We start from the raw sequence: 17,911 nt of genomic DNA, 5'->3' as shown, positions 1-17,911 counted from the left end.
CGCCTCAACCGACCTGCGAAAAATCAGTCAGCGCCGCATCGCGCAGGCCGCGCCACACGCGCATGGCCTGCACCGTTTCAGCCACGTCGTGCACGCGCACCATGTGGCAGCCCGCCTCCAGCGCCTTGATCGCCAGCATGACCGAGCCACCCAGGCGCTGGTCTGCCGGTGCCTCGCCGGCCAAGGCGCCGATCATGCGCTTGCGGCTGGCAGCAAACAGCACGGGTTGGCCCAGCGCGTGGAACAGCGGCAGGGCGTTGATCAGCGCCAGGTTTTCGGCCAGCGTCTTGCCAAAGCCGATGCCGGGATCGAGCAGGATCTTCTCGGCGGCAATGCCCGCGGCCAGCGCGGCATCACGCCGGGTGCGCAGGTCATCGAACACATCGAGCACGACATCGCGATAATGCCCATCGGCGTGGAGGTCGTCCGCACCGCCCGGCGCATGCATCAGCACGACCGGCGCGCCGCTGGCAGCGACAATCTCCATGCTGCGCGGATCGTGGCGCAGGGCGGACACATCGTTGACAATATGCGCCCCGGCGGCAAGCGCGGCGGCGATCACGCTGGAACGCCGGCTGTCGATGGAAATGGCAGCGCCTGTCGTGGCCAGGCGCTCGATCACCGGCACCACGCGCTTGATCTCGTCCCCTTCCCACACCGCGGCGGCATTGGGCCGGGTGGATTCCCCACCCACGTCGATCACCGCCGCGCCCGCCGCCAGCATGGCCGAGGCATGGTCTAGCGCGACATCGGGCTTGTCGAGGAACTGGCCGCCATCGGAAAAGCTGTCGGGCGTGACGTTGAGAATGCCCATGACCAGCGGCTGATCGAGGCGCAGCACCCGCTCGCCACAGCCGATCGGGGCATGGCTCTTGCGCAGATTGGCCCATTGCGCGCTGGCGTCAGCGGCCAGGGCATCGGGCAAGGCAGCAATGGCAGCAGCTACGTCGCCCGCGCTGACAACCTGGCGCGAGACCACCTTGCCGTCACCCCGCACCAGCAGGGCAAAGCGGCTGGCACAGGCGAGCCCGCCGGCCAGGCGCACGGCCTGGCCATCGTCAGCCTGCGGGCTTTCGGTCAAGGCGATGGGGCGAAGGTAAACCGTCTCGTTCATGCCAAAGCCTTTGCCCCAACCACCAACTATTCGTCACCCCGGGCTTGACCCGGGGTCCAGCTTCTTTTGGGCGCCTTGCGCTATCCTTCAGGAAAAGCGGGGCCCCGGATCAAGTCCGGGACGACGGCAATTAACCCGATCAGTCTTCCACCGCCAACAGATAGCGCTGGCGCAGCACGTCGATCGGCTTCATCTCGCCCTTGTCCATGAAATGCCAGAACGTCCAGCCGTTGCACGAGGCGGCGTTCTGCACCTTGGACCCCATGCCATGGATCGACCCGGTATCCTCGCCTACGGCCAGGCTGCCATCGGCGCGCACAACCGCCTGCCAGCGGCGCTTCTTGTCAGCGAGCACGGTGCCCGGCGTCAGCCAGCCGCTTTCCACCAGCGAGCCGAACGGCACCTTGGGCGCGGCGCGCTTGGACTGCATGGTCTTGAGCGCGCTTTCATCGAGCGGCAGGGCCAGGTCGATACGCTCCTGCGCCACTTCAATATAATCGTCCTCGCGCTCGCAGCCGATCCAGTTGCGGCCCAGGCGCTTGGCCACTGCGCCGGTGGTGCCGGTGCCAAAGAATGGATCGAGCACCACGTCACCCTTGTTGGTGGTGGCCAGGATCACGCGATAGAGCAGCGATTCCGGCTTTTGCGTGGGATGGGCTTTGGTGCCGTTGCGCTTGAGGCGTTCCTTGCCCGAACAGATCGGCAGCACCCAGTCAGAGCGCATCTGCAACTCGTCGTTCAAGGTCTTCATCGCGCGGTAGTTGAAGGTGTACTTCGCCTTCTCGCTCTTGGCTGCCCAGATCAGGGTTTCGTGGGCATTGGTGAACCGCGTGCCCTTGAAATTGGGCATGGGGTTGGTCTTGCGCCAGATGATGTCGTTGAGAATCCAGAAGCCCATGTCCTGCAGCATCGTGCCCAGGCGGAAGATGTTGTGATAGCTGCCGATCACCCAGATCGAGCCATTGGGCTTGAGCAGGCGATAGGCCTCGCTCAACCATTCGCGGGTGAAGCGATCATAGACGGCAAAGCTGTCGAACTTGTCCCAGTGATCGGTCACCGCATCGACATGGCTGCCATCGGGGCGGGCCAGGTCGCCGCCAAGCTGCAGGTTGTAGGGCGGATCGGCAAAGATCATGTCGATCGATCCAGTGGGCAGCGAGCGCATCATGTCGATGCAATCGCCCTTGAGGATGCGGTTGACGGGCAGCGCGGGCGCCTGAACCTTGGCGGCCACTTTGGCCCGCAAGGCGCGGGTGCGCGTTTTCACTGCCGTAACCATGATACTTCCTTCCACTGTCGCTTGTTGACGTGGAATCTGAATCATCGCGAGTCGCAGGTCAAGGCGCGACTCGCCGATTTGCGGCGAGTCGCAGCGCTGCAAAAGCGGAACGGAACGAGTCCGCCAACCACATCTAGAGTCTCGGTGGGGTGCGCGACTCAAGATATGGTGCGCGCAACTGTGGAAAATTTATTCGCAGGCCTTGCGCCGAGTCGCGGCTAGAGAAGCAGCAGTTGCGCCACGGGGGCAAAACTGCGCCGATGCAGCGGCGTAGGGCCATGCGTGCGCAGGGCGGCAAGGTGCTGCGCCGTGCCATAGCCGGCGTTGCGCTCCCAGCCATAGTGCGGATGGAGTTCGGCCGCCGCCCGCATCATGCGGTCACGGTGTTCCTTGGCGATGATCGAGGCCGCAGAAATGCACGGCTCGATCGCGTCGCCACCGACAATCGGCCGCGCCGGCCAGCACCAATCGGCATGGCGCCCGTGCGGCGTGAGATTGCCATCGACACGCACCTCGCATACGTCGCCCTGCAATTGCGCCACGAGTTCCTGCACGGCGAGGGTCATCGCCAGCATGGTGGCGCCAAAGATGTTGAGGCGGTCGATCTCGGCCGGGTCCACCACGCCCACGCCCCAGTGGCACGACGCCTTGATCTGCTCTTCCAGCACCGCGCGGCGCTTGGCCGAAAGTTTTTTGGAATCGGCCAGCCCTTCGGGCGGCCGCCGCCCCAGCACCACGGCAGCGGCCACCACCGGGCCGGCCAGGGGGCCGCGCCCCGCCTCGTCGACGCCGATGACGTGCCCCGATACGCGGGTAGTAACACGGGTAATTCTGGTGGCACGGACGCGGGTTTCGGGCATTGTAGCGGGCATGACAAAAGGGATCCTCTGCCTCCTATCGCCGCTCGCGTTCCTGGCTGCAAGCTGCGGATCGCAAGCCCAGCCCGATAACGACGCCGCCACGGCGCCCGAACAGCGCGACGGCTTCGTGATTACCGACCTGGCGCGTTTCGACAGCCCTTGGGCCATGGTGTTCCTGCCCGATGATGGCCAAGGCAAGACCGCCATGCTGGTGACCGAACGCACCGGCGCGCTCAAGCTGTGGCGCGAAGGGGCCAAGGCCGTGATCGTTTCTGGCACGCCCAAGGTGGACGCCGGCGGCCAGGGGGGCCTCGGCGATATTGCCCTCGCCCCCGATTTTGCCACCAGCGGGCTGGTCTATCTCACCTGGGTGGAAGCGGGCGCGGGGGATACGCGCGGCGCCGTGCTGGGCCGCGCGCGGCTGGTGCGCGATCAGGGCTCGCCCCGCCTTGAAGGCCTCACGGTGATCTGGCGGCAGGTACCCAAGGTTTCCGGGCGCGGCCATTTTGGCCATCGCATCGCCTTTGCACCAGATGGCAAAAGCCTGTTCCTGTCTTCGGGCGAGCGGCAGAAGTTCACCCCGGCGCAGGATATGACCACCAACCTGGGCAAGATCCTCCACCTCACGCTCGATGGCCAGCCCGCGCCGGGCAATCCCTTTGTAGCGCAAGGCGGCATTGCCGCGCAGGTGTGGACGCTGGGGCATCGCAACCCGCTGGGGCTGCAATTCGATGCGCAGGGGCGGCTGTGGGATCTCGAACATGGCCCGGCCGGCGGGGACGAGCTTAACCTGCTTTCACCCGGGAAGAACTATGGCTGGCCGCTGGTTTCCGATGGCGACAACTATGATGGCACGCCGATCCCGCGCAACGCAACGCGGCCAGACCTGGCCGCGCCGGCGATCAGCTGGAATCCGGTGATCGCACCGGGGGACTTCGTGTTCTATTCGGGCAAGGCGTTTCCGCAGTGGCGCGGGCAGGCGCTAATCGCGGCGCTGGGCGCGGCCGGGATCGTGCGCGTGGGCCTGGAACCGGGGCCAGACGGCCGCCCCGTGGGCAAGGAACTGGAGAGGATCGACTTGGGGACGCGGATACGCGAGATTCGCGAAGCACGTGATGGTACGCTATGGATTCTCGAAGACGGCGAAAACGCCCGGCTGAGGAGGCTTGCCCCGCGCTGATTTTGCGGGCAGGCGGCGGCACCATGCTCTAAAGGCAGAGCCACGCTCTTAAGGCCAGAGCCAAGCTCGCAAGGATGACGGATGCCCTTTGACCCATCGCGTGTCGATTGCTGGATCTTCGATCTGGATAACACGCTGTACCCGGCCGAAACCTGCCTGTTCGACCAGATCGACGTGCGCATGGGCGCCTATATTGCCGATCTGCTGGGCTGCGACCATGCCGAGGCGCGCCGCGTGCAGAAGATGTATTTCCACGACCATGGCACCACGCTCGCTGGCCTGATGCATTTTCACGGCGTCGATCCCTATGAATTTCTTGGCTATGTTCACGATGTCGACATGGCCCCGCTGAACCGCGCGCCGCGCCTGGAAGAGCGCCTGATGCGCCTGCCCGGGCGTCGCCTGATATTTACCAATGGCGATGCCGCCTATGCCACGCGGGTGCTCGATGCCCTGGGCATCACCCACTGCTTTGAAGGCCTGTGGGACATCCACGCCATGGAATACAAGCCCAAGCCCGAGCCATCGGCCTATCGCGGCTTTGTCTCCGCCTTTGGCATCGACCCTACCCGCTCGGTGTTCTTCGAGGATTCGGCGCGCAACCTCACCCCGGCCAAGGCCATGGGCATGCAGACGGTCTGGCTCGACTTCGGCACGGATTGGGGCGCCCGCGCCCGTGACGAAACCGCGATCGACGAGACGATCGACGATCTTGCTGCCTGGCTCGACGCGCTTGCCGCCGACGGTCACCTCGGCTAGGCGCCCTGCCCAAGCAGACTGTCCAGATCCCCCAAGGCCAGACCATCTCAGTATTGCCCGGAGAAACACACATGACCGCACAGCTTGAAGCCGCCATCGAAGCCGCCTGGGACAACCGCGCGGACGTGACGCCGGCCAGCAACGATGTGCGCGTGGTGGTGGAACAGGCACTCGCCCTGCTCGATGCTGGCAAAGCGCGCGTCGCGGAAAAGGTCGATGGCGCATGGCGCGTGAACCAGTGGCTGAAGAAGGCCGTGCTGCTCTCGTTCCGCCTCAACGACAATGTCGTGGTTGAGGGTGGCGCCGGTGGCGCCCCGGCCTTTGACAAGGTGCCGAGCAAGTTTGCCGGCTGGGACGAAGCCGCCTTTCGCGCCGCCGGGTTCCGCGTGGTGCCGGGCGCCGTGGCGCGCCGTGGCGCGCACATTGCCAAGAACGTCGTGCTGATGCCCAGCTTCGTCAACATCGGCGCGTTCGTCGATGAAGGCACCATGGTCGATACCTGGGCCACGGTGGGTTCATGCGCGCAGATCGGCAAGAACGTGCATATCTCGGGCGGCGTCGGCATTGGCGGCGTGCTCGAACCGCTGCAGGCCGGCCCGGTGATCATCGAAGACGGCGCGTTCATCGGCGCGCGTTCGGAGGTGGCCGAAGGCGTGATCGTGGGCGAAGGCGCGGTGCTGTCGATGGGCGTGTTCCTGGGCGCCAGCACCAAGATCATCGACCGCGCCACCGGCGAAGTGCATATCGGCCGCGTGCCCCCTTACGCCGTGGTCGTGCCCGGCTCGCTGCCCGGCAAGCCGCTGCCCGATGGCACGCCCGGGCCGTCGCTCTATTGCGCCGTGATCGTCAAGACGGTGGACGCGCAAACCCGCAGCAAGACCGGCATCAACGAGCTGCTGCGCGACTGACGCGGAACCACGCGGGCTCTCCGCGCGTAGAATCAGGCAAAAGGGGCGCGCCACCCGTGCGCCCCGCCGATGAAACGCAGGAGAGTCGTCATGCAGAACGACCATACCCAACGACAGGAGCCGCCGGCGCGGCTGTCCACCGACGAAGCGCGTAGCGCCGTCGGCTTGAACGTGGTGCGCTGGGTACTTCTGATCAGCCTCGTGCTGGCAATCCTGGCCTTGTCTGCCATCTGGATCACCGGTGCGCTCACGACACCACAGGCCGATCACAACGGCGTCGTCAGTGGCCAGGCCACGCCATCTTCCTGATCTGCCGGAAACCGCGCGATGCCCAGCGGCTGGAAGCTCGAACCCGATAGCCGCGACCGCCTGATGGCGCTGTTCCCGCCACGCTATCCGCACACTGTGGCAAACCATGTGACGCGCACGGTTCATGCCGGCCCCGGTGATCCCTTGCCACCAGCGATCCGCCACGCCCGCGTTGTCGGCCATATCGATGACGGCGCGGGCGTGGAGGCGCTGGTGGTGGCGCTCGAAGGCTCCACCCGCAGGCCGGACGGTGGCATCTGGCACATCACATGGTCTCTGGCGGAAGACCGCGCGGCCCGGGAAAGCAATGTCGCCCTGGCCATGCGCGCCTGGAAACCCCGCGACGGTGGCGCAATCGTGCTCGTCCCGGCGGTGTGGTAAGACAAGTTCCCGCAAGGGCTGGCGCCCGTGCCCCCAACCTGCCATGGCCCCACCGGGACCACAGCATAAAGGGGCGGGACATGAGCGACGACGAATACGTTTACGATGATGAAAGCGGCGAATGGATGACGGCCGCGGAACTGGCCACGCGGCGCGCGGCGGCCAACGCCGTGGAAGTGCGCGACGCCGTGGGCAACGTGCTGCAGGACGGTGACCAGGTTACGCTGATCAAGGATCTTGATGTCAAAGGCGCCGGGCAGACGCTCAAGCGCGGCACGCTGATCAAGTCGATCCGCCTAACCGGAGACGCGCAGGAAATCGACTGCAAGTTCGATGGGATCAAGGGCCTCGTGCTGCGCGCAGAGTTCGTGCGCAAGCGCTGAACCGGATGGAACGGGCCGCTGGCCAGGGCGTTCAACGGGCAAACCCCATCAAGGAGATGCCCAATGCCCACCAGCACCGCTTCTGCCCGTTATGAAGGGCTTGGCAAGCCCGGCAAGGGATTGATCAGCACGGCCTCGGGCGTGCTGTCAGACCAGCCCTATGGCTTTGGCACGCGGTTCGAAGGCAAGCCGGGCACCAACCCGGAAGAGCTGATCGCCGCCGCGCATGCGGCGTGCTTCACCATGGCCACCAGCTTTGCCCTCGCCAAGGCCGGTTATGCCGATGGCACGCTCGACACGACCGCCAAGGTTACGTTGGAGGCCGATGGCGACGGCTTCAAGGTGACGCGCAGCGCGCTTGCACTCAAGGCGGCAATCCCCGGTATCGCCGAATCGGATTTCGCCAAAATTGCCGATGAGGCCAAGGCCAACTGCCCGATTTCGCGCCTGCTGAACTGCGAAGTCACGCTGGAGCGCACGCTCGAAGCCTAAGCGTTCCGGCACTTTCCCGTGTTTTCGTATGCGCCCGGCCACCTCCCCCGTGGCTGGGCGCTTATTGTTATGCATGAAAACAAACGCTTTTCAAAACCGAGCGCTCGCCACTTGCAAATCATGCAAGCGGGCAGGCAACCTAAGCAATTGCTCGCAAGCGCAGCATGGGTGAAACGCGCTGCAACAAGAACACAACAGACGGGTGTCCGAAGGCAATCTCGCCTTTATGATCAGGGGAAATTGCCATGCTTCGTTCTTTCATTTCGACCGCCGCCGCCGCTCTCGTGCTTGCCGCCCCCGCCGTGGCCTCGGCCGAAACCCAGCCTGACAGCTTCGCCTACAAGGGCGTGAGCTATTCCTACACCACCGAAACCAAGGGCGAAGAAAAGATCGTCCGTGGCACCGCCTATGCCGGCAAGGTGCCCTTCGAACTGCACATCCGCAAGAAGTCGGTGGAAGGCACGTTCAACGATCGCCCGGTCGCCTTCACGCTCAACGACGTGAAGAAGCTCGGCATCGCGGTCGACGCTGCCAAGTAAGCCTGTTGAGGCCCGACGCGGATTGTCCCGCGCCATGCCGACATGAAAAAGGCCCTTTCGCTGCGTGGCGAAAGGGCCTTTTTCATGTGTGCCGATGCCCGGTTGGGGATCAGCGGCAACGCACGTTGTTGCTGTCGATCGCGGCACCGGCGGCAGCGCCACCGATTGCGCCGAGGATCGCGCCGAGCGGACGGGAATCGCCCTGGGCAATCACCGAGCCGAGCAGCGCGCCCGATACACCACCGACGATCAGGCCGGTCGAGCCATCGGAACGGCGGCAATAATAGCGACCATCATTGCCGCGATAAATCCGCTCATTGGCGCTCAGGCGGTGTTCGCCGTAGCGCGGATCGTCGCGGTAATAGCGATCGGCATAATAGCCGCCGTAGCTGGGATCGGGACGGTTATAGTCATAGTTGCCATAGCGGCGATAATAGCCATCGTCGCGATAGCCCCAGCCGCCGCCGCTGGCATAGCCGCCTTCGATGCCGCCATAGCCGCCGCGATGGCGGTGATAGCCGTTGTCATAGCCGGGGCGGCCATCATAACCATCGGTACAAGCGGCGGTCAGGCCCGACGCTGCAAGTGCCACTGCCAGCAAAGCCTTCTTCATGGCGCGATCTCCATCGTGAGAGGAGCGGAGCGCCACCCCATGGCGACGCGACCTTCCAGATGGACAGGCAATGATCGGAAACCGCGCTGGTTCCTGCGCTGGTTACCGACATGGCAACCAGCGCAGGACGCACCGCCTTATTGCGCGGCCGGCAGATAGAGTTCGCTACCGGCCTCGCGATACTTGTCGCTCATGGCCTGCATCCCCGCCTCGGCCTCTTCGGCCGCGATGAAGGTATCGGCGGGCTGGTTTTGTTTCGATGCAAATTCACGCACTTCCTGTGTGATCTTCATCGAGCAGAACTTGGGCCCGCACATCGAGCAGAAGTGCGCGGTCTTGGCCCCTTCGGCCGGCAGGGTCTGGTCGTGGTATTGCTCGGCCGTTTCGGGATCGAGGCTGAGGTTGAACTGGTCGCGCCAGCGAAATTCGAAGCGGGCGCGGCTCAACGCATCGTCGCGCAGCTTGGCCGCCGGGTGTCCCTTGGCCAGATCGGCGGCATGGGCCGCGAGCTTGTAAGTGACGACGCCGACCTTGACGTCATCGCGATCGGGCAGGCCCAGATGCTCCTTGGGCGTGACATAGCACAGCATGGCGGTGCCGAACCACCCGATCATCGCCGCGCCGATGCCGCTGGTGATATGGTCATAGCCCGGCGCGATATCGGTGACGAGCGGCCCGAGCGTGTAGAACGGCGCCTCGCCACAGGCAGCCAGCTGCTTGTCCATGTTTTCCTTGACCTTGTGCATCGGCACATGGCCCGGCCCCTCGGTCATCACCTGCACGTCCTGCGCCCAGGCACGCTTGGTCAGTTCACCCAGGGTGTAAAGCTCGGCAAACTGTGCCTCGTCATTGGCGTCGGCCACGCTACCCGGCCGCAGGCCATCGCCCAGCGAATAGGCGATGTCATAGGCCTTCATGATCTCGGTGATCTCGTCGAAATGTTCGTAGAGGAAGCTTTCGCGGTGGTGCGCCAGGCACCACTTGGCCATGATCGAGCCACCCCGGCTGACGATCCCGGTCACGCGCTTGGCAGTGAGCGGAATATAGGGCAGGCGCACCCCGGCGTGGATGGTGAAATAGTCCACGCCCTGTTCGGCCTGCTCGATCAAGGTGTCGCGGAAGATGTCCCAGGTCAGGTCTTCGGCAATGCCGCCGACCTTTTCCAGCGCCTGGTAGATCGGCACGGTGCCGATCGGCACCGGGCTGTTGCGCAGGATCCATTCGCGCGTGTCGTGGATGTTGCGCCCGGTCGACAGGTCCATCACCGTGTCGGCGCCCCAGCGGATCGCCCAGACCATCTTGTCCACTTCGTTGGCCACATCAGACGCGACCGCAGAATTGCCGATGTTGGCATTGATCTTGACCAGGAAATTGCGCCCGATCGCCATCGGTTCGCTTTCCGGGTGATTGATGTTGTTGGGAATGATCGCCCGCCCGCGCGCCACTTCATCGCGCACGAATTCGGCCGTGACGTAATCGGGAATGCTGGCGCCCCAATCCTGGCCGTCGCGCACCAAGGCTTCCTTCAACTGGCGGCGGCCCAGGTTTTCACGGATCGCCACGTATTCCATCTCGGGCGTGACAATACCCTGGCGGGCATAGTGCATCTGCGTGACATTGGCGCCGGCCTTGGCCCGCAGCGGCGCCGGATTGACATTGGGAAACGCCGGTACGCCGCCCGAACGGTCTGGCCCCTTGAGGCCATTATCCTCGGGCTTCACCTCACGCGCGGCATAGGTTTCCACGTCGCCACGCGCCATGATCCACTCGTGCCGCAGGCGCGGCAGGCCGGCGCGAATGTCGATCGCCTGCTTGGGATCGCTATAGGGGCCTGAGGTGTCATAGACGCGCAGCGGCGGCTCGCCGCAGCCCGGCTCCAACGCGATTTCGCGCATCGCGACGGTCATGCCGGGGAAACGCGGCGATTCCACGTGAATCTTGCGGCTGCCGCGGATGGGGCCGGTGGTGACACCGATTTCGAGTGGGGAATTGAGATCGGCCATACACGAGGTTCCTTTCGTGTGGACGAACGAAAGGCTGTGGCACGCACGTGTAACGCTGGGCCGGCCCTCCCTCCGCCCGTGCTAACGGGTTCAGGTTCGACGGGTCGGGCTGCGTGACCAGCCCCTCTCAGCCTTTGCTCAACCCGGCAACGCAGGCGCGTTGCCCAGGCCACTGGCTCCCCGGGGTGCCCGCATCCTAGGGCCAAGGGCGCAACGCTGCAAGCCGGACGGACGCCATCGTCGGTCGAGTTGAGACAAGCGCTACTTTTTTGAAAATGATTATCACTCTCCTTGACTCATGATAACCATTCGCATTAGCGGGCGGTGAGAAATCATTGTTCAGGAAGGATTGAGACCATGGCCCCCACGCATTTGCGCCACGCGATGCTGGCCTGCGGCGTTTCGCTGGGTGTGCTGGCGGCATTACCCGCCCATGCCGACAGCGCTGCGGACGCCGCGAGTGCCAGCGCCAGTGATGCCGACGCTGGCCGCACCATCGTGGTCAACGGCGAAAAGGGGGAGACGGTGGCAAGCGGCGCTACCGGCCTGGCGCTATCCTTGATGGATACGCCGCAATCGGTCAGCGTGGTCGATCGAAAGTTCCTGGATGACTTTGCGCTGGACGAAACCAACCAGCTGCTGCGCTACGTTACGGGCGTCAATGTCGACCAGGTCGAAACCGAGCGCACGTACTACAACGCGCGGGGGTTCGACATCGTCGACGCGATGATCGACGGGATCAGCCTGCCCAATATCTGGGGCCCGACGATCGGCGCCCAGGATTCGGTGATGTGGGACAACGTGGAAGTGGTGCGCGGGGCCAACGCGCTGCTCACCGGCGCAGGCAATCCTTCGGGCACGATCAATTATCACCGCCGCCATCCCACCGGCCAGCGCCATATGTCGGCCGAGCTGTCCTATGGCTCATGGAACAAGAAGCGCGCCGAGGTGGACCTTGACCTGCCGCTGACCGCCGATGGCAAATGGGCCGTGCGCGTAACCGGCGCGGCGCAGGACGGCGATTCCTACCTGCGCAGCTATCACCACAGCCGCACCGCGATTTCCGGCGTTCTGGATGGCGAAATCACCCCCAACCTGCATCTCTCGGCCGGCTATATGCGCCAGGATGGCAAGTCCACCGGGGTGATGTGGGGCGCCCTGCCCTTGCAGGACAGCAAGGGCAACCAGCTGGAGTTTGACCGCAGCGCCTCTACCACGATGGACTGGACCTATTGGAATACGCATGACCAGACCGCCTATGGCCAGCTGACCTGGGATTTCGCCCCGGGCTGGAGCGTGCGCGCCCATGTCACGCGCAAGTACCACAACGAAGATTCGCGGTTGTTCTATGTCTATGGCACGCCAAAGCAGGACAGCCAGACCGGCGCCTGGGGCGGGCTCTTTGGCAATCCCGGCGCCTATGCCCCCGTCGCCAAAGGCTGGATCTATGACGGCACGGTACAGGGCAGCTATCGCCTGTTCGGCCGCGACCAGCAGCTGACGCTGGGCGTGCAGCGCACGGTGGGAACCTATGAATACTATGGCCGCGCCGTGCCTGACAGCGATCCTGCCTGGGGTCAGATTCGCGGCCTGCCCGGCAGCTGGACCGGACAGGAAGTCGCCCTCCCCGCCTATGGCGCCAGCGTGCAGCAGGAGCATACCGAAGATCGCCAGTGGCGCCTGCGCGGGGCATCGGATGTATCGCTGACCCAAAAGCTCAGCGTGCTGCTGGGCGCCAGTTACCTTGTCGAAAAGACGCGTGGGATCAGCTTTGGCGCCAGCACCGACAAGAATGAAAAGGCGCTGAGCCCATTCGTCGGCGTGACCTACAAGGCCCTGCCCGGCGTCAATCTCTATGCCAGCTATTCCAGCATCTTTGCCCCGCAGGCCAATCTCGACATCGACCGCAGGCCCTTGGGCGCGGCCAAAGGCAAGAGCTATGAAGCCGGGCTCAAGGCGCAGACACCGGGCGGCGGGCTGTTTGGATCGGTCGCCTGGTTCCGCGCCGAACAAAGCAACCTGGCCGATGCGGGCGCTTACGACACGGCCACCGGCCAGACCCTGTACAACGGCATCCGCGCCGTCAGCCGCGGGGTAGAGGCAGAAGTGGGTGGCAAGCTGACCTCCACGCTCACGATCCAGGCCGGCGCCACCACGCTCAAGATGGACGATGGCGCGGGCAGGCAAGTGCGTACGTATGTGCCGCGCAACACCGCCAACCTGGCACTGCGCTGGAATCCCATCGCGCCGCTGCAACTGGGCGCGGCGGTCAAGTGGCAGGACACGATCTATTCCGGCACCGTGCGCCAGGGCGATTATGCCACGCTGCAATTGCAGGCCGGGTATAAATTGAACGAGAACGTTCAGTTCAATTTCAACGTCGCCAATGTGACCAACCACAAGTACCTGACCAGCCTGTATTGGACGCAGGCCTATTACGCCGCGCCGCGCAATGTCACCGGCTCTGTCCGTGTGACGTTCTGACCGTCATGGCGCTTCCCGGCCGTCCGTTCTGGGTGATCGTCCATCGCTGGGCGGGGCTGACTCTTGCCCTGTTCCTGGCGGTGGCGGGGCTCACCGGATCGCTGCTGCCGTGGTTCGAGGAACTCGACGCGGCCACGGCGCCAGCGATGCAGAACGCAGCCCCGCCCCGCCCTGGCATGGCAGCGCTTGATCCGCTGGCGGTGCGCGCCGGGCTGCTTGCGCGCCATCCCGCGGCGCGGGTCGATTTCGTCTATCTCACCCGCCTGCCCGGCCGGGCCGATCGGCTTTATGCCACCTGGCCCGACCCCAGGACCGGCCTGGAACGGCGCGATCGGCCGGATTGGGACGATGTCTTCCTCAATCCCTGGACCGGCGCCGAGCAGGGCCATCGCCGCAATGGGGACATGCGCCAGGGCATCAAGAATCTGATGCCGTTCCTCTATCGCCTGCACTATTCTCTGGCGCTGGGCCCATGGGGCCTGTTCGCCATGGGCGTGGCAGCGCTGGTCTGGACGGTGGATTGCTTTGTCGGGTTCTATCTCACCCTGCCGCCCGGCGCGTTGGGCAAAGGCGGCCTGTGGCGTCGCTGGCGGCCCAGTTGGAAAGTGCGCCGGCCCACCAGCAGCTACAAGCTGACGTTCGACCTGCACCGCGCCGGTGGGCTGTGGCTCTGGCCGATCCTGCTGGTCTTTGCGCTGTCCAGCGTCTCATTCAACCTGCCCCAGGTCTATCGTCCGGTACTTGGCCTGTTGGGTGGGCAGGATGACGAGGCCCTGCTGGAAGCGTCTGCCCTGCCTAGCCCGCGCTGGAACCCCGCGCTCGATTTCCCCGCCGCCGCGCGGCACGGGGCGGCGCTGGCGCAGCAAGAGACAGCGCGCCGCGGGCTGTCCTTGCGCCCGGATGGGCGGGCCTGGCTCTGGTATATTCCGGCAACCGGGCTCTATGTCTATGGCGTCAAGTCTTCGGCTGACATCACGCCGGAAGGCGGCGGCACGCGGATCGCGTTTGATGGCAACAGCGGCGCGCTGCGCCACGTCTCCGTGCCAACCGGAGCCCAGAGCGCGACAACGTTCACCACCTGGATTGTCGCGCTGCACATGGCCCATGTCGGCGGGCTGGCATGGCGCATTGCCGTCAGCGTGATCGGCCTTGGCATCACGGTGCTGTCGGTCACCGGCGTGTTGATCTGGCTGCGCAAGCGATCGGCCCGCGCCGGCCGCCGCTTCAAGGCTGCGGCCCGGCCGGCTCCGGCATGACATCAACACTTCGCCGCGGAAAAGCGCCGTGCATTGCTGACAGGCCCTTAGGGGCGGTTGCATGGTCGCGCCGCCTGGCCTAACGCCATGGCAATGAGCATACGCCATGCCGACATCGCGATCCTGGGCGGGGGCCTTGCCGGGGGATTGATCGCGCTCGCCCTGCGCAAAGCCCGCCCGGATTGCACCCTGCTGCTTGTCGAACAGGACCATGTGCTGGGCGGCAACCACGTGTGGTCCTTCTTCGGATCAGACGTGGGCAAGGCCGGGCGCGAGTTGCTGGCGCCGATGGTCGATGGGGCGTGGTCGGGATATTCGGTGCGCTTTCCGCAGTATCGCCGCGATCTCTCGACCAGCTATTATTCGATGACCTCGGCCCGCTTTGACGCCACGATCCGCGCTGCCTTGCCGGCTGACGCGATCGTCACCGGCGCACGCGTGCTCGCCGCCGGCACCGGCGCGGTGACCCTGGCCGATGGCACCCGGATCGAAGCCGGCGCAGTGGTCGATGCGCGCGGCATCCGCCTCCAGGGGCAGCTTTCGGGCGGCTGGCAGAAATTCCTCGGTCAGCGGGTCAAGCTGGCGCAGCCCCATGGCCTGATCAAGCCGATCGTCATGGATGCCACGGTCGAACAGGTCGATGGCTATCGCTTTGTCTATTGCCTGCCGTTTGGCGATGACGAGATCTTCATCGAAGACACCTATTACGCCGACAGCCCGGCGATCGATCACCCTGCCCTTGCCGCCCGCATCGCCGACTATGCCCGCAGCCAGGGCTGGTCGATCGTGGAGGTGTTGCACGAGGAACAGGGCGTTCTGCCCGTGGTTTCCGCCGGCGATTGGGACGCGTTCTGGCGCTCCTCTGGTGGACAGATCGCCCGCGCCGGCACGCGCGCCGGCCTGTTTCACCCGGTGACCAGCTATTCCGTGCCCGAAGCGGTGCGTTTTGCCCTGGCCCTGGCGCAGCAGCCCGATCTGACGCACGAGGCGCTGGCCGGTTTCAGCGAACGCTGGGCCAAGCGCCACTGGCAGCGCAACAGCTTTGGCCGCCTGCTGTCGGCCATGCTGTTCCAGGCGGCAGAGCCGTTGGCACGCTATCGCATGATGGAACATTTCTATCGGCTGGATACCCGGCTGATCGAACGCTTTTACGCCGGACGCAGCAGCTTGCTGGATCGCGCCCGGATTTTTGTGGGGCGGCCCCCGGTACCGATTTCGCGCGCCCTGGCGGTGCTCGCCGGATCGGGCGCCCGGCCGCGGCCTCTCACTCTGGCAGGGATGCGCAAGTAAATGAAAAGAGCATGCGTCATCGGCGCCGGTTTTGGCGGCTTGGCCCTGGCTATCCGCCTGCAGTCTGGCGGCATCCAGACCACCCTGATCGAAGCGCGCGACAAGCCCGGTGGCCGCGCCTATCACTGGCAGCGTGATGGCTTTACCTTTGATGCCGGGCCCACGGTGATCACCGATCCGGCCTGCCTGGAAGAGCTGTGGGGCCTGAGCGGGCACAAGCTGTCGGAAGATGTCGAACTGATGCCGGTGATGCCGTTCTATCGGCTGAACTGGCCAGATGGCACGAACTTCGATTATTCCAACGATGAATCCAGCCTGCGCGCCGAGATCGCCAAGATTTCGCCGCGTGACGTGGCCGGCTACGAAGAGTTCCTGGGCTATTCCGCCGGCGTCTTCGAAGAAGGCTATGTCAAGCTTGGCGCAGTGCCGTTCCTGGATTTTGCCAGCATGATCAAGGCCGCGCCGGCCCTGGCGAAGTACCAGGCCTGGCGCTCGGTCTATTCGATGGTGTCAAAATACATCGAAAGCGAAAAGCTGCGCGAGGCGTTCAGCTTTCACACGCTGCTGGTCGGTGGCAACCCGATGAACACCAGCGCGATCTATGCCCTGATCCACAAGCTGGAAAAGGATGGCGGCGTGTGGTGGGCCAAAGGCGGCACCAACCGCCTGATCGCCGGCATGCTCACCCATTTCCAGCGCATCGGCGGCGAAGTGCGCATGGGCGATCCGGTGGTGCGGATCGAAACGCTGGGTAACCGCGTGACCGGCGTGCACACCGCCAGTGGCTGGCACGGCAATTTCGATGCCGTCGCCTCCAACGGCGATATCATGCACACCTATCGCGATCTGCTGGGCGACAGCGCCACGGGCAAGAAGCGGTCGCGCGCGCTCAAGCGCAAGAAGTTCTCGCCCAGCCTGTTCGTGGTGCACTTCGGCATCGAGGGCACGTGGCCGGGCATCCCGCACCACATGATCCTGTTCGGCCCGCGCTATAAGGGCCTGCTCGACGATATCTATCAGCACGGCGTGCTGCCGCAGGATTTCTCGATCTATCTGCACCATCCCACCGTGACCGATCCGTCCGTCGCGCCCGAGGGGATGAGCACGTTCTATGCCCTGGTCCCTGTCGCCAACATGGGCAAGCTGCCGGTGGACTGGGCCGAAGTTGGGCCGTTGCTGGAAAAACGCATCCTCGATGAAGTGGGCCGCCGCCTGATCCCGGATATCCACAGCCGCATCGTCACCAAGTTCCACTATGCGCCCACCGATTTCGCGGCCGATCTTTCCGCCTACCAGGGCGCCGCGTTCAGCCTCGAGCCGTTGCTCACGCAAAGCGCCTGGTTCCGCGCGCACAACCGCGATGACGATATCGCCAATTTCTATCTGGTGGGTGCCGGCACGCATCCAGGCGCCGGCATTCCCGGCGTGGTCGGCAGCGCCAAGGCCACGGCGCGGCTGATGCTGGAGGACCTGCAGTGAAACGTATCGCCGTCTATTGTGGATCGGCCAGCCCGGCCGACCCGCGCTATGTCGCGCTGGCTGCCGATGTCGGCCGCCAACTGGCCGAACGCGGCATCGGCGTGGTCTATGGCGGTGGTCGCCTGGGCCTGATGGGCGCCGTGGCCGATGGCGCACTGGCCGCTGGTGGTGAAGTGATCGGGGTGATCCCCCAGGCGCTGGTCGGCGCCGAAGTGGCGCACCATGGGCTGACCCGGCTTGACGTGGTGCCCGGCATGCATGCGCGCAAGCAGGCTTTCGTCGATCTGGCCGACGGTTTCCTCACCCTGCCCGGCGGCGTGGGAACGATGGACGAACTGTGGGAAGCGGTCAGTTGGGCGCAGCTTGGTTATCATGCCAAGCCGGTGGGCGTGCTCAACGCGTTCGGGTTCTATGATCACCTGCTGGCGTTCAACCGCCACATGATCGAAGTGGGTTTCATCCGCCCGGTCCACGCCGGGATCATGGTGGCCGAGCACGAGCTTGACCTGCTGCTGCAGCGCATGGCCGCGCACGAGCCGCACCGTCCGATCATCGCGATGCAGGCGTCGGACCTCTGATCCC

18 protein-coding genes and 1 riboswitch are annotated in these 17,911 nt (G+C 64.9%); of the genes, 13 read left to right on the top strand and 5 right to left on the bottom strand.

The genetic code is table 11. The annotated features are described in order from the left end of the window. Positions 1-4: 4 nt before the first annotated feature. The 3 genes from folP to C8K14_RS06285 all read right to left on the bottom strand — a co-directional run bounded on the left by folP (position 5) and on the right by C8K14_RS06285 (position 3,253). Positions 5-1,114, bottom strand: a complete 1,110-nt coding sequence (folP, locus tag C8K14_RS06295; protein ID WP_062782796.1) for a dihydropteroate synthase — start codon at positions 1,112-1,114, stop codon at positions 5-7. Positions 1,115-1,253: 139 nt separating this feature from the next. Continuing rightward, positions 1,254-2,393 carry a site-specific DNA-methyltransferase gene (locus tag C8K14_RS06290; RefSeq protein WP_062782793.1) on the bottom strand — a complete coding sequence of 380 codons (1,140 nt, stop codon included), beginning with the start codon at positions 2,391-2,393 and terminating at the stop codon, positions 1,254-1,256. Positions 2,394-2,611: 218 nt separating this feature from the next. Beyond that, positions 2,612-3,253 carry a ribonuclease HII gene (locus C8K14_RS06285; RefSeq protein ID WP_062782790.1) on the bottom strand — a complete coding sequence of 214 codons (642 nt, stop codon included), beginning with the start codon at positions 3,251-3,253 and terminating at the stop codon, positions 2,612-2,614. Positions 3,254-3,263: 10 nt separating this feature from the next. Here C8K14_RS06285 and C8K14_RS06280 point away from each other — a divergent pair, with 10 nt between their 5' ends. From C8K14_RS06280 to C8K14_RS06245, 8 genes are all read left to right on the top strand, one after another. After that, positions 3,264-4,433 carry a PQQ-dependent sugar dehydrogenase gene (locus C8K14_RS06280; RefSeq protein WP_107716072.1) on the top strand — a complete coding sequence of 390 codons (1,170 nt, stop codon included), beginning with the start codon at positions 3,264-3,266 and terminating at the stop codon, positions 4,431-4,433. A gap of 81 nt (positions 4,434-4,514) precedes the next feature. Further along, the gene (locus C8K14_RS06275) at positions 4,515-5,192 is read left to right on the top strand and encodes a pyrimidine 5'-nucleotidase (protein WP_062782784.1); all 678 of its coding nucleotides are present in this window, start codon (positions 4,515-4,517) and stop codon (positions 5,190-5,192) included. 71 nt (positions 5,193-5,263) lie between these two features. After that, positions 5,264-6,100 carry a 2,3,4,5-tetrahydropyridine-2,6-dicarboxylate N-succinyltransferase gene (gene dapD, locus C8K14_RS06270; RefSeq protein WP_107716071.1) on the top strand — a complete coding sequence of 279 codons (837 nt, stop codon included), beginning with the start codon at positions 5,264-5,266 and terminating at the stop codon, positions 6,098-6,100. Positions 6,101-6,190: 90 nt separating this feature from the next. Next, entirely contained in the window at positions 6,191-6,409 is a 219-nt protein-coding gene (locus C8K14_RS06265) for a hypothetical protein (RefSeq protein WP_022676356.1), read from the top strand. 18 nt (positions 6,410-6,427) lie between these two features. Further along, positions 6,428-6,790 carry a hypothetical protein gene (locus tag C8K14_RS06260; protein WP_062782778.1) on the top strand — a complete coding sequence of 121 codons (363 nt, stop codon included), beginning with the start codon at positions 6,428-6,430 and terminating at the stop codon, positions 6,788-6,790. 80 nt (positions 6,791-6,870) lie between these two features. Continuing rightward, positions 6,871-7,173 carry an alkylphosphonate utilization protein gene (locus C8K14_RS06255; protein ID WP_022676354.1) on the top strand — a complete coding sequence of 101 codons (303 nt, stop codon included), beginning with the start codon at positions 6,871-6,873 and terminating at the stop codon, positions 7,171-7,173. Between the two features lie 63 nt (positions 7,174-7,236). Further along, positions 7,237-7,665, top strand: a complete 429-nt coding sequence (locus tag C8K14_RS06250; RefSeq protein ID WP_107716070.1) for an OsmC family protein — start codon at positions 7,237-7,239, stop codon at positions 7,663-7,665. Positions 7,666-7,910: 245 nt separating this feature from the next. Continuing rightward, complete coding sequence (locus C8K14_RS06245) at positions 7,911-8,204, top strand: hypothetical protein (protein ID WP_022676352.1); 294 nt, start codon at positions 7,911-7,913, stop codon at positions 8,202-8,204. A 109-nt stretch (positions 8,205-8,313) separates the two neighbouring features. Here C8K14_RS06245 and C8K14_RS06240 read toward each other — a convergent pair whose 3' ends face one another. After that, positions 8,314-8,817 (bottom strand): glycine zipper 2TM domain-containing protein, encoded by a 504-nt coding sequence (locus C8K14_RS06240; RefSeq protein ID WP_107716069.1) that lies wholly within the window; start codon positions 8,815-8,817, stop codon positions 8,314-8,316. Between the two features lie 137 nt (positions 8,818-8,954). Then, positions 8,955-10,820, bottom strand: coding sequence for a phosphomethylpyrimidine synthase ThiC (gene thiC, locus C8K14_RS06235; protein ID WP_107716068.1), 1,866 nt, complete (start codon positions 10,818-10,820; stop codon positions 8,955-8,957). 64 nt (positions 10,821-10,884) lie between these two features. Further along, a riboswitch (TPP riboswitch) is annotated at positions 10,885-11,006 on the bottom strand. Between the two features lie 171 nt (positions 11,007-11,177). Between thiC and C8K14_RS06230 the strand changes: the two genes are divergently transcribed. The 5 genes from C8K14_RS06230 to C8K14_RS06210 all read left to right on the top strand — a co-directional run bounded on the left by C8K14_RS06230 (position 11,178) and on the right by C8K14_RS06210 (position 17,907). Then, positions 11,178-13,304 carry a TonB-dependent siderophore receptor gene (locus C8K14_RS06230; protein WP_107716067.1) on the top strand — a complete coding sequence of 709 codons (2,127 nt, stop codon included), beginning with the start codon at positions 11,178-11,180 and terminating at the stop codon, positions 13,302-13,304. A gap of 5 nt (positions 13,305-13,309) precedes the next feature. Further along, positions 13,310-14,560 (top strand): PepSY domain-containing protein, encoded by a 1,251-nt coding sequence (locus tag C8K14_RS06225; RefSeq protein ID WP_107716066.1) that lies wholly within the window; start codon positions 13,310-13,312, stop codon positions 14,558-14,560. 93 nt (positions 14,561-14,653) lie between these two features. Continuing rightward, a complete protein-coding gene (crtY, locus tag C8K14_RS06220) occupies positions 14,654-15,850 on the top strand; it encodes a lycopene beta-cyclase CrtY (RefSeq protein ID WP_107716065.1) in 1,197 nt (398 codons plus the stop codon). Continuing rightward, positions 15,851-17,329, top strand: coding sequence for a phytoene desaturase (locus C8K14_RS06215; RefSeq protein ID WP_107716064.1), 1,479 nt, complete (start codon positions 15,851-15,853; stop codon positions 17,327-17,329). Beyond that, entirely contained in the window at positions 17,326-17,907 is a 582-nt protein-coding gene (locus C8K14_RS06210; RefSeq protein ID WP_107716063.1) for a TIGR00730 family Rossman fold protein, read from the top strand. The genes C8K14_RS06215 and C8K14_RS06210 overlap by 4 nt, the downstream gene beginning before the upstream one ends. Positions 17,908-17,911 lie beyond the last annotated feature (4 nt).

It is taken from the genome of Novosphingobium sp. GV079 (assembly GCF_003058045.1).
GTDB lineage: Bacteria > Pseudomonadota > Alphaproteobacteria > Sphingomonadales > Sphingomonadaceae > Novosphingobium > Novosphingobium capsulatum.
The sequence above is the reverse complement of the archived record's forward strand: the minus strand, read 5'-3'. Positions and strand labels throughout refer to the sequence as shown.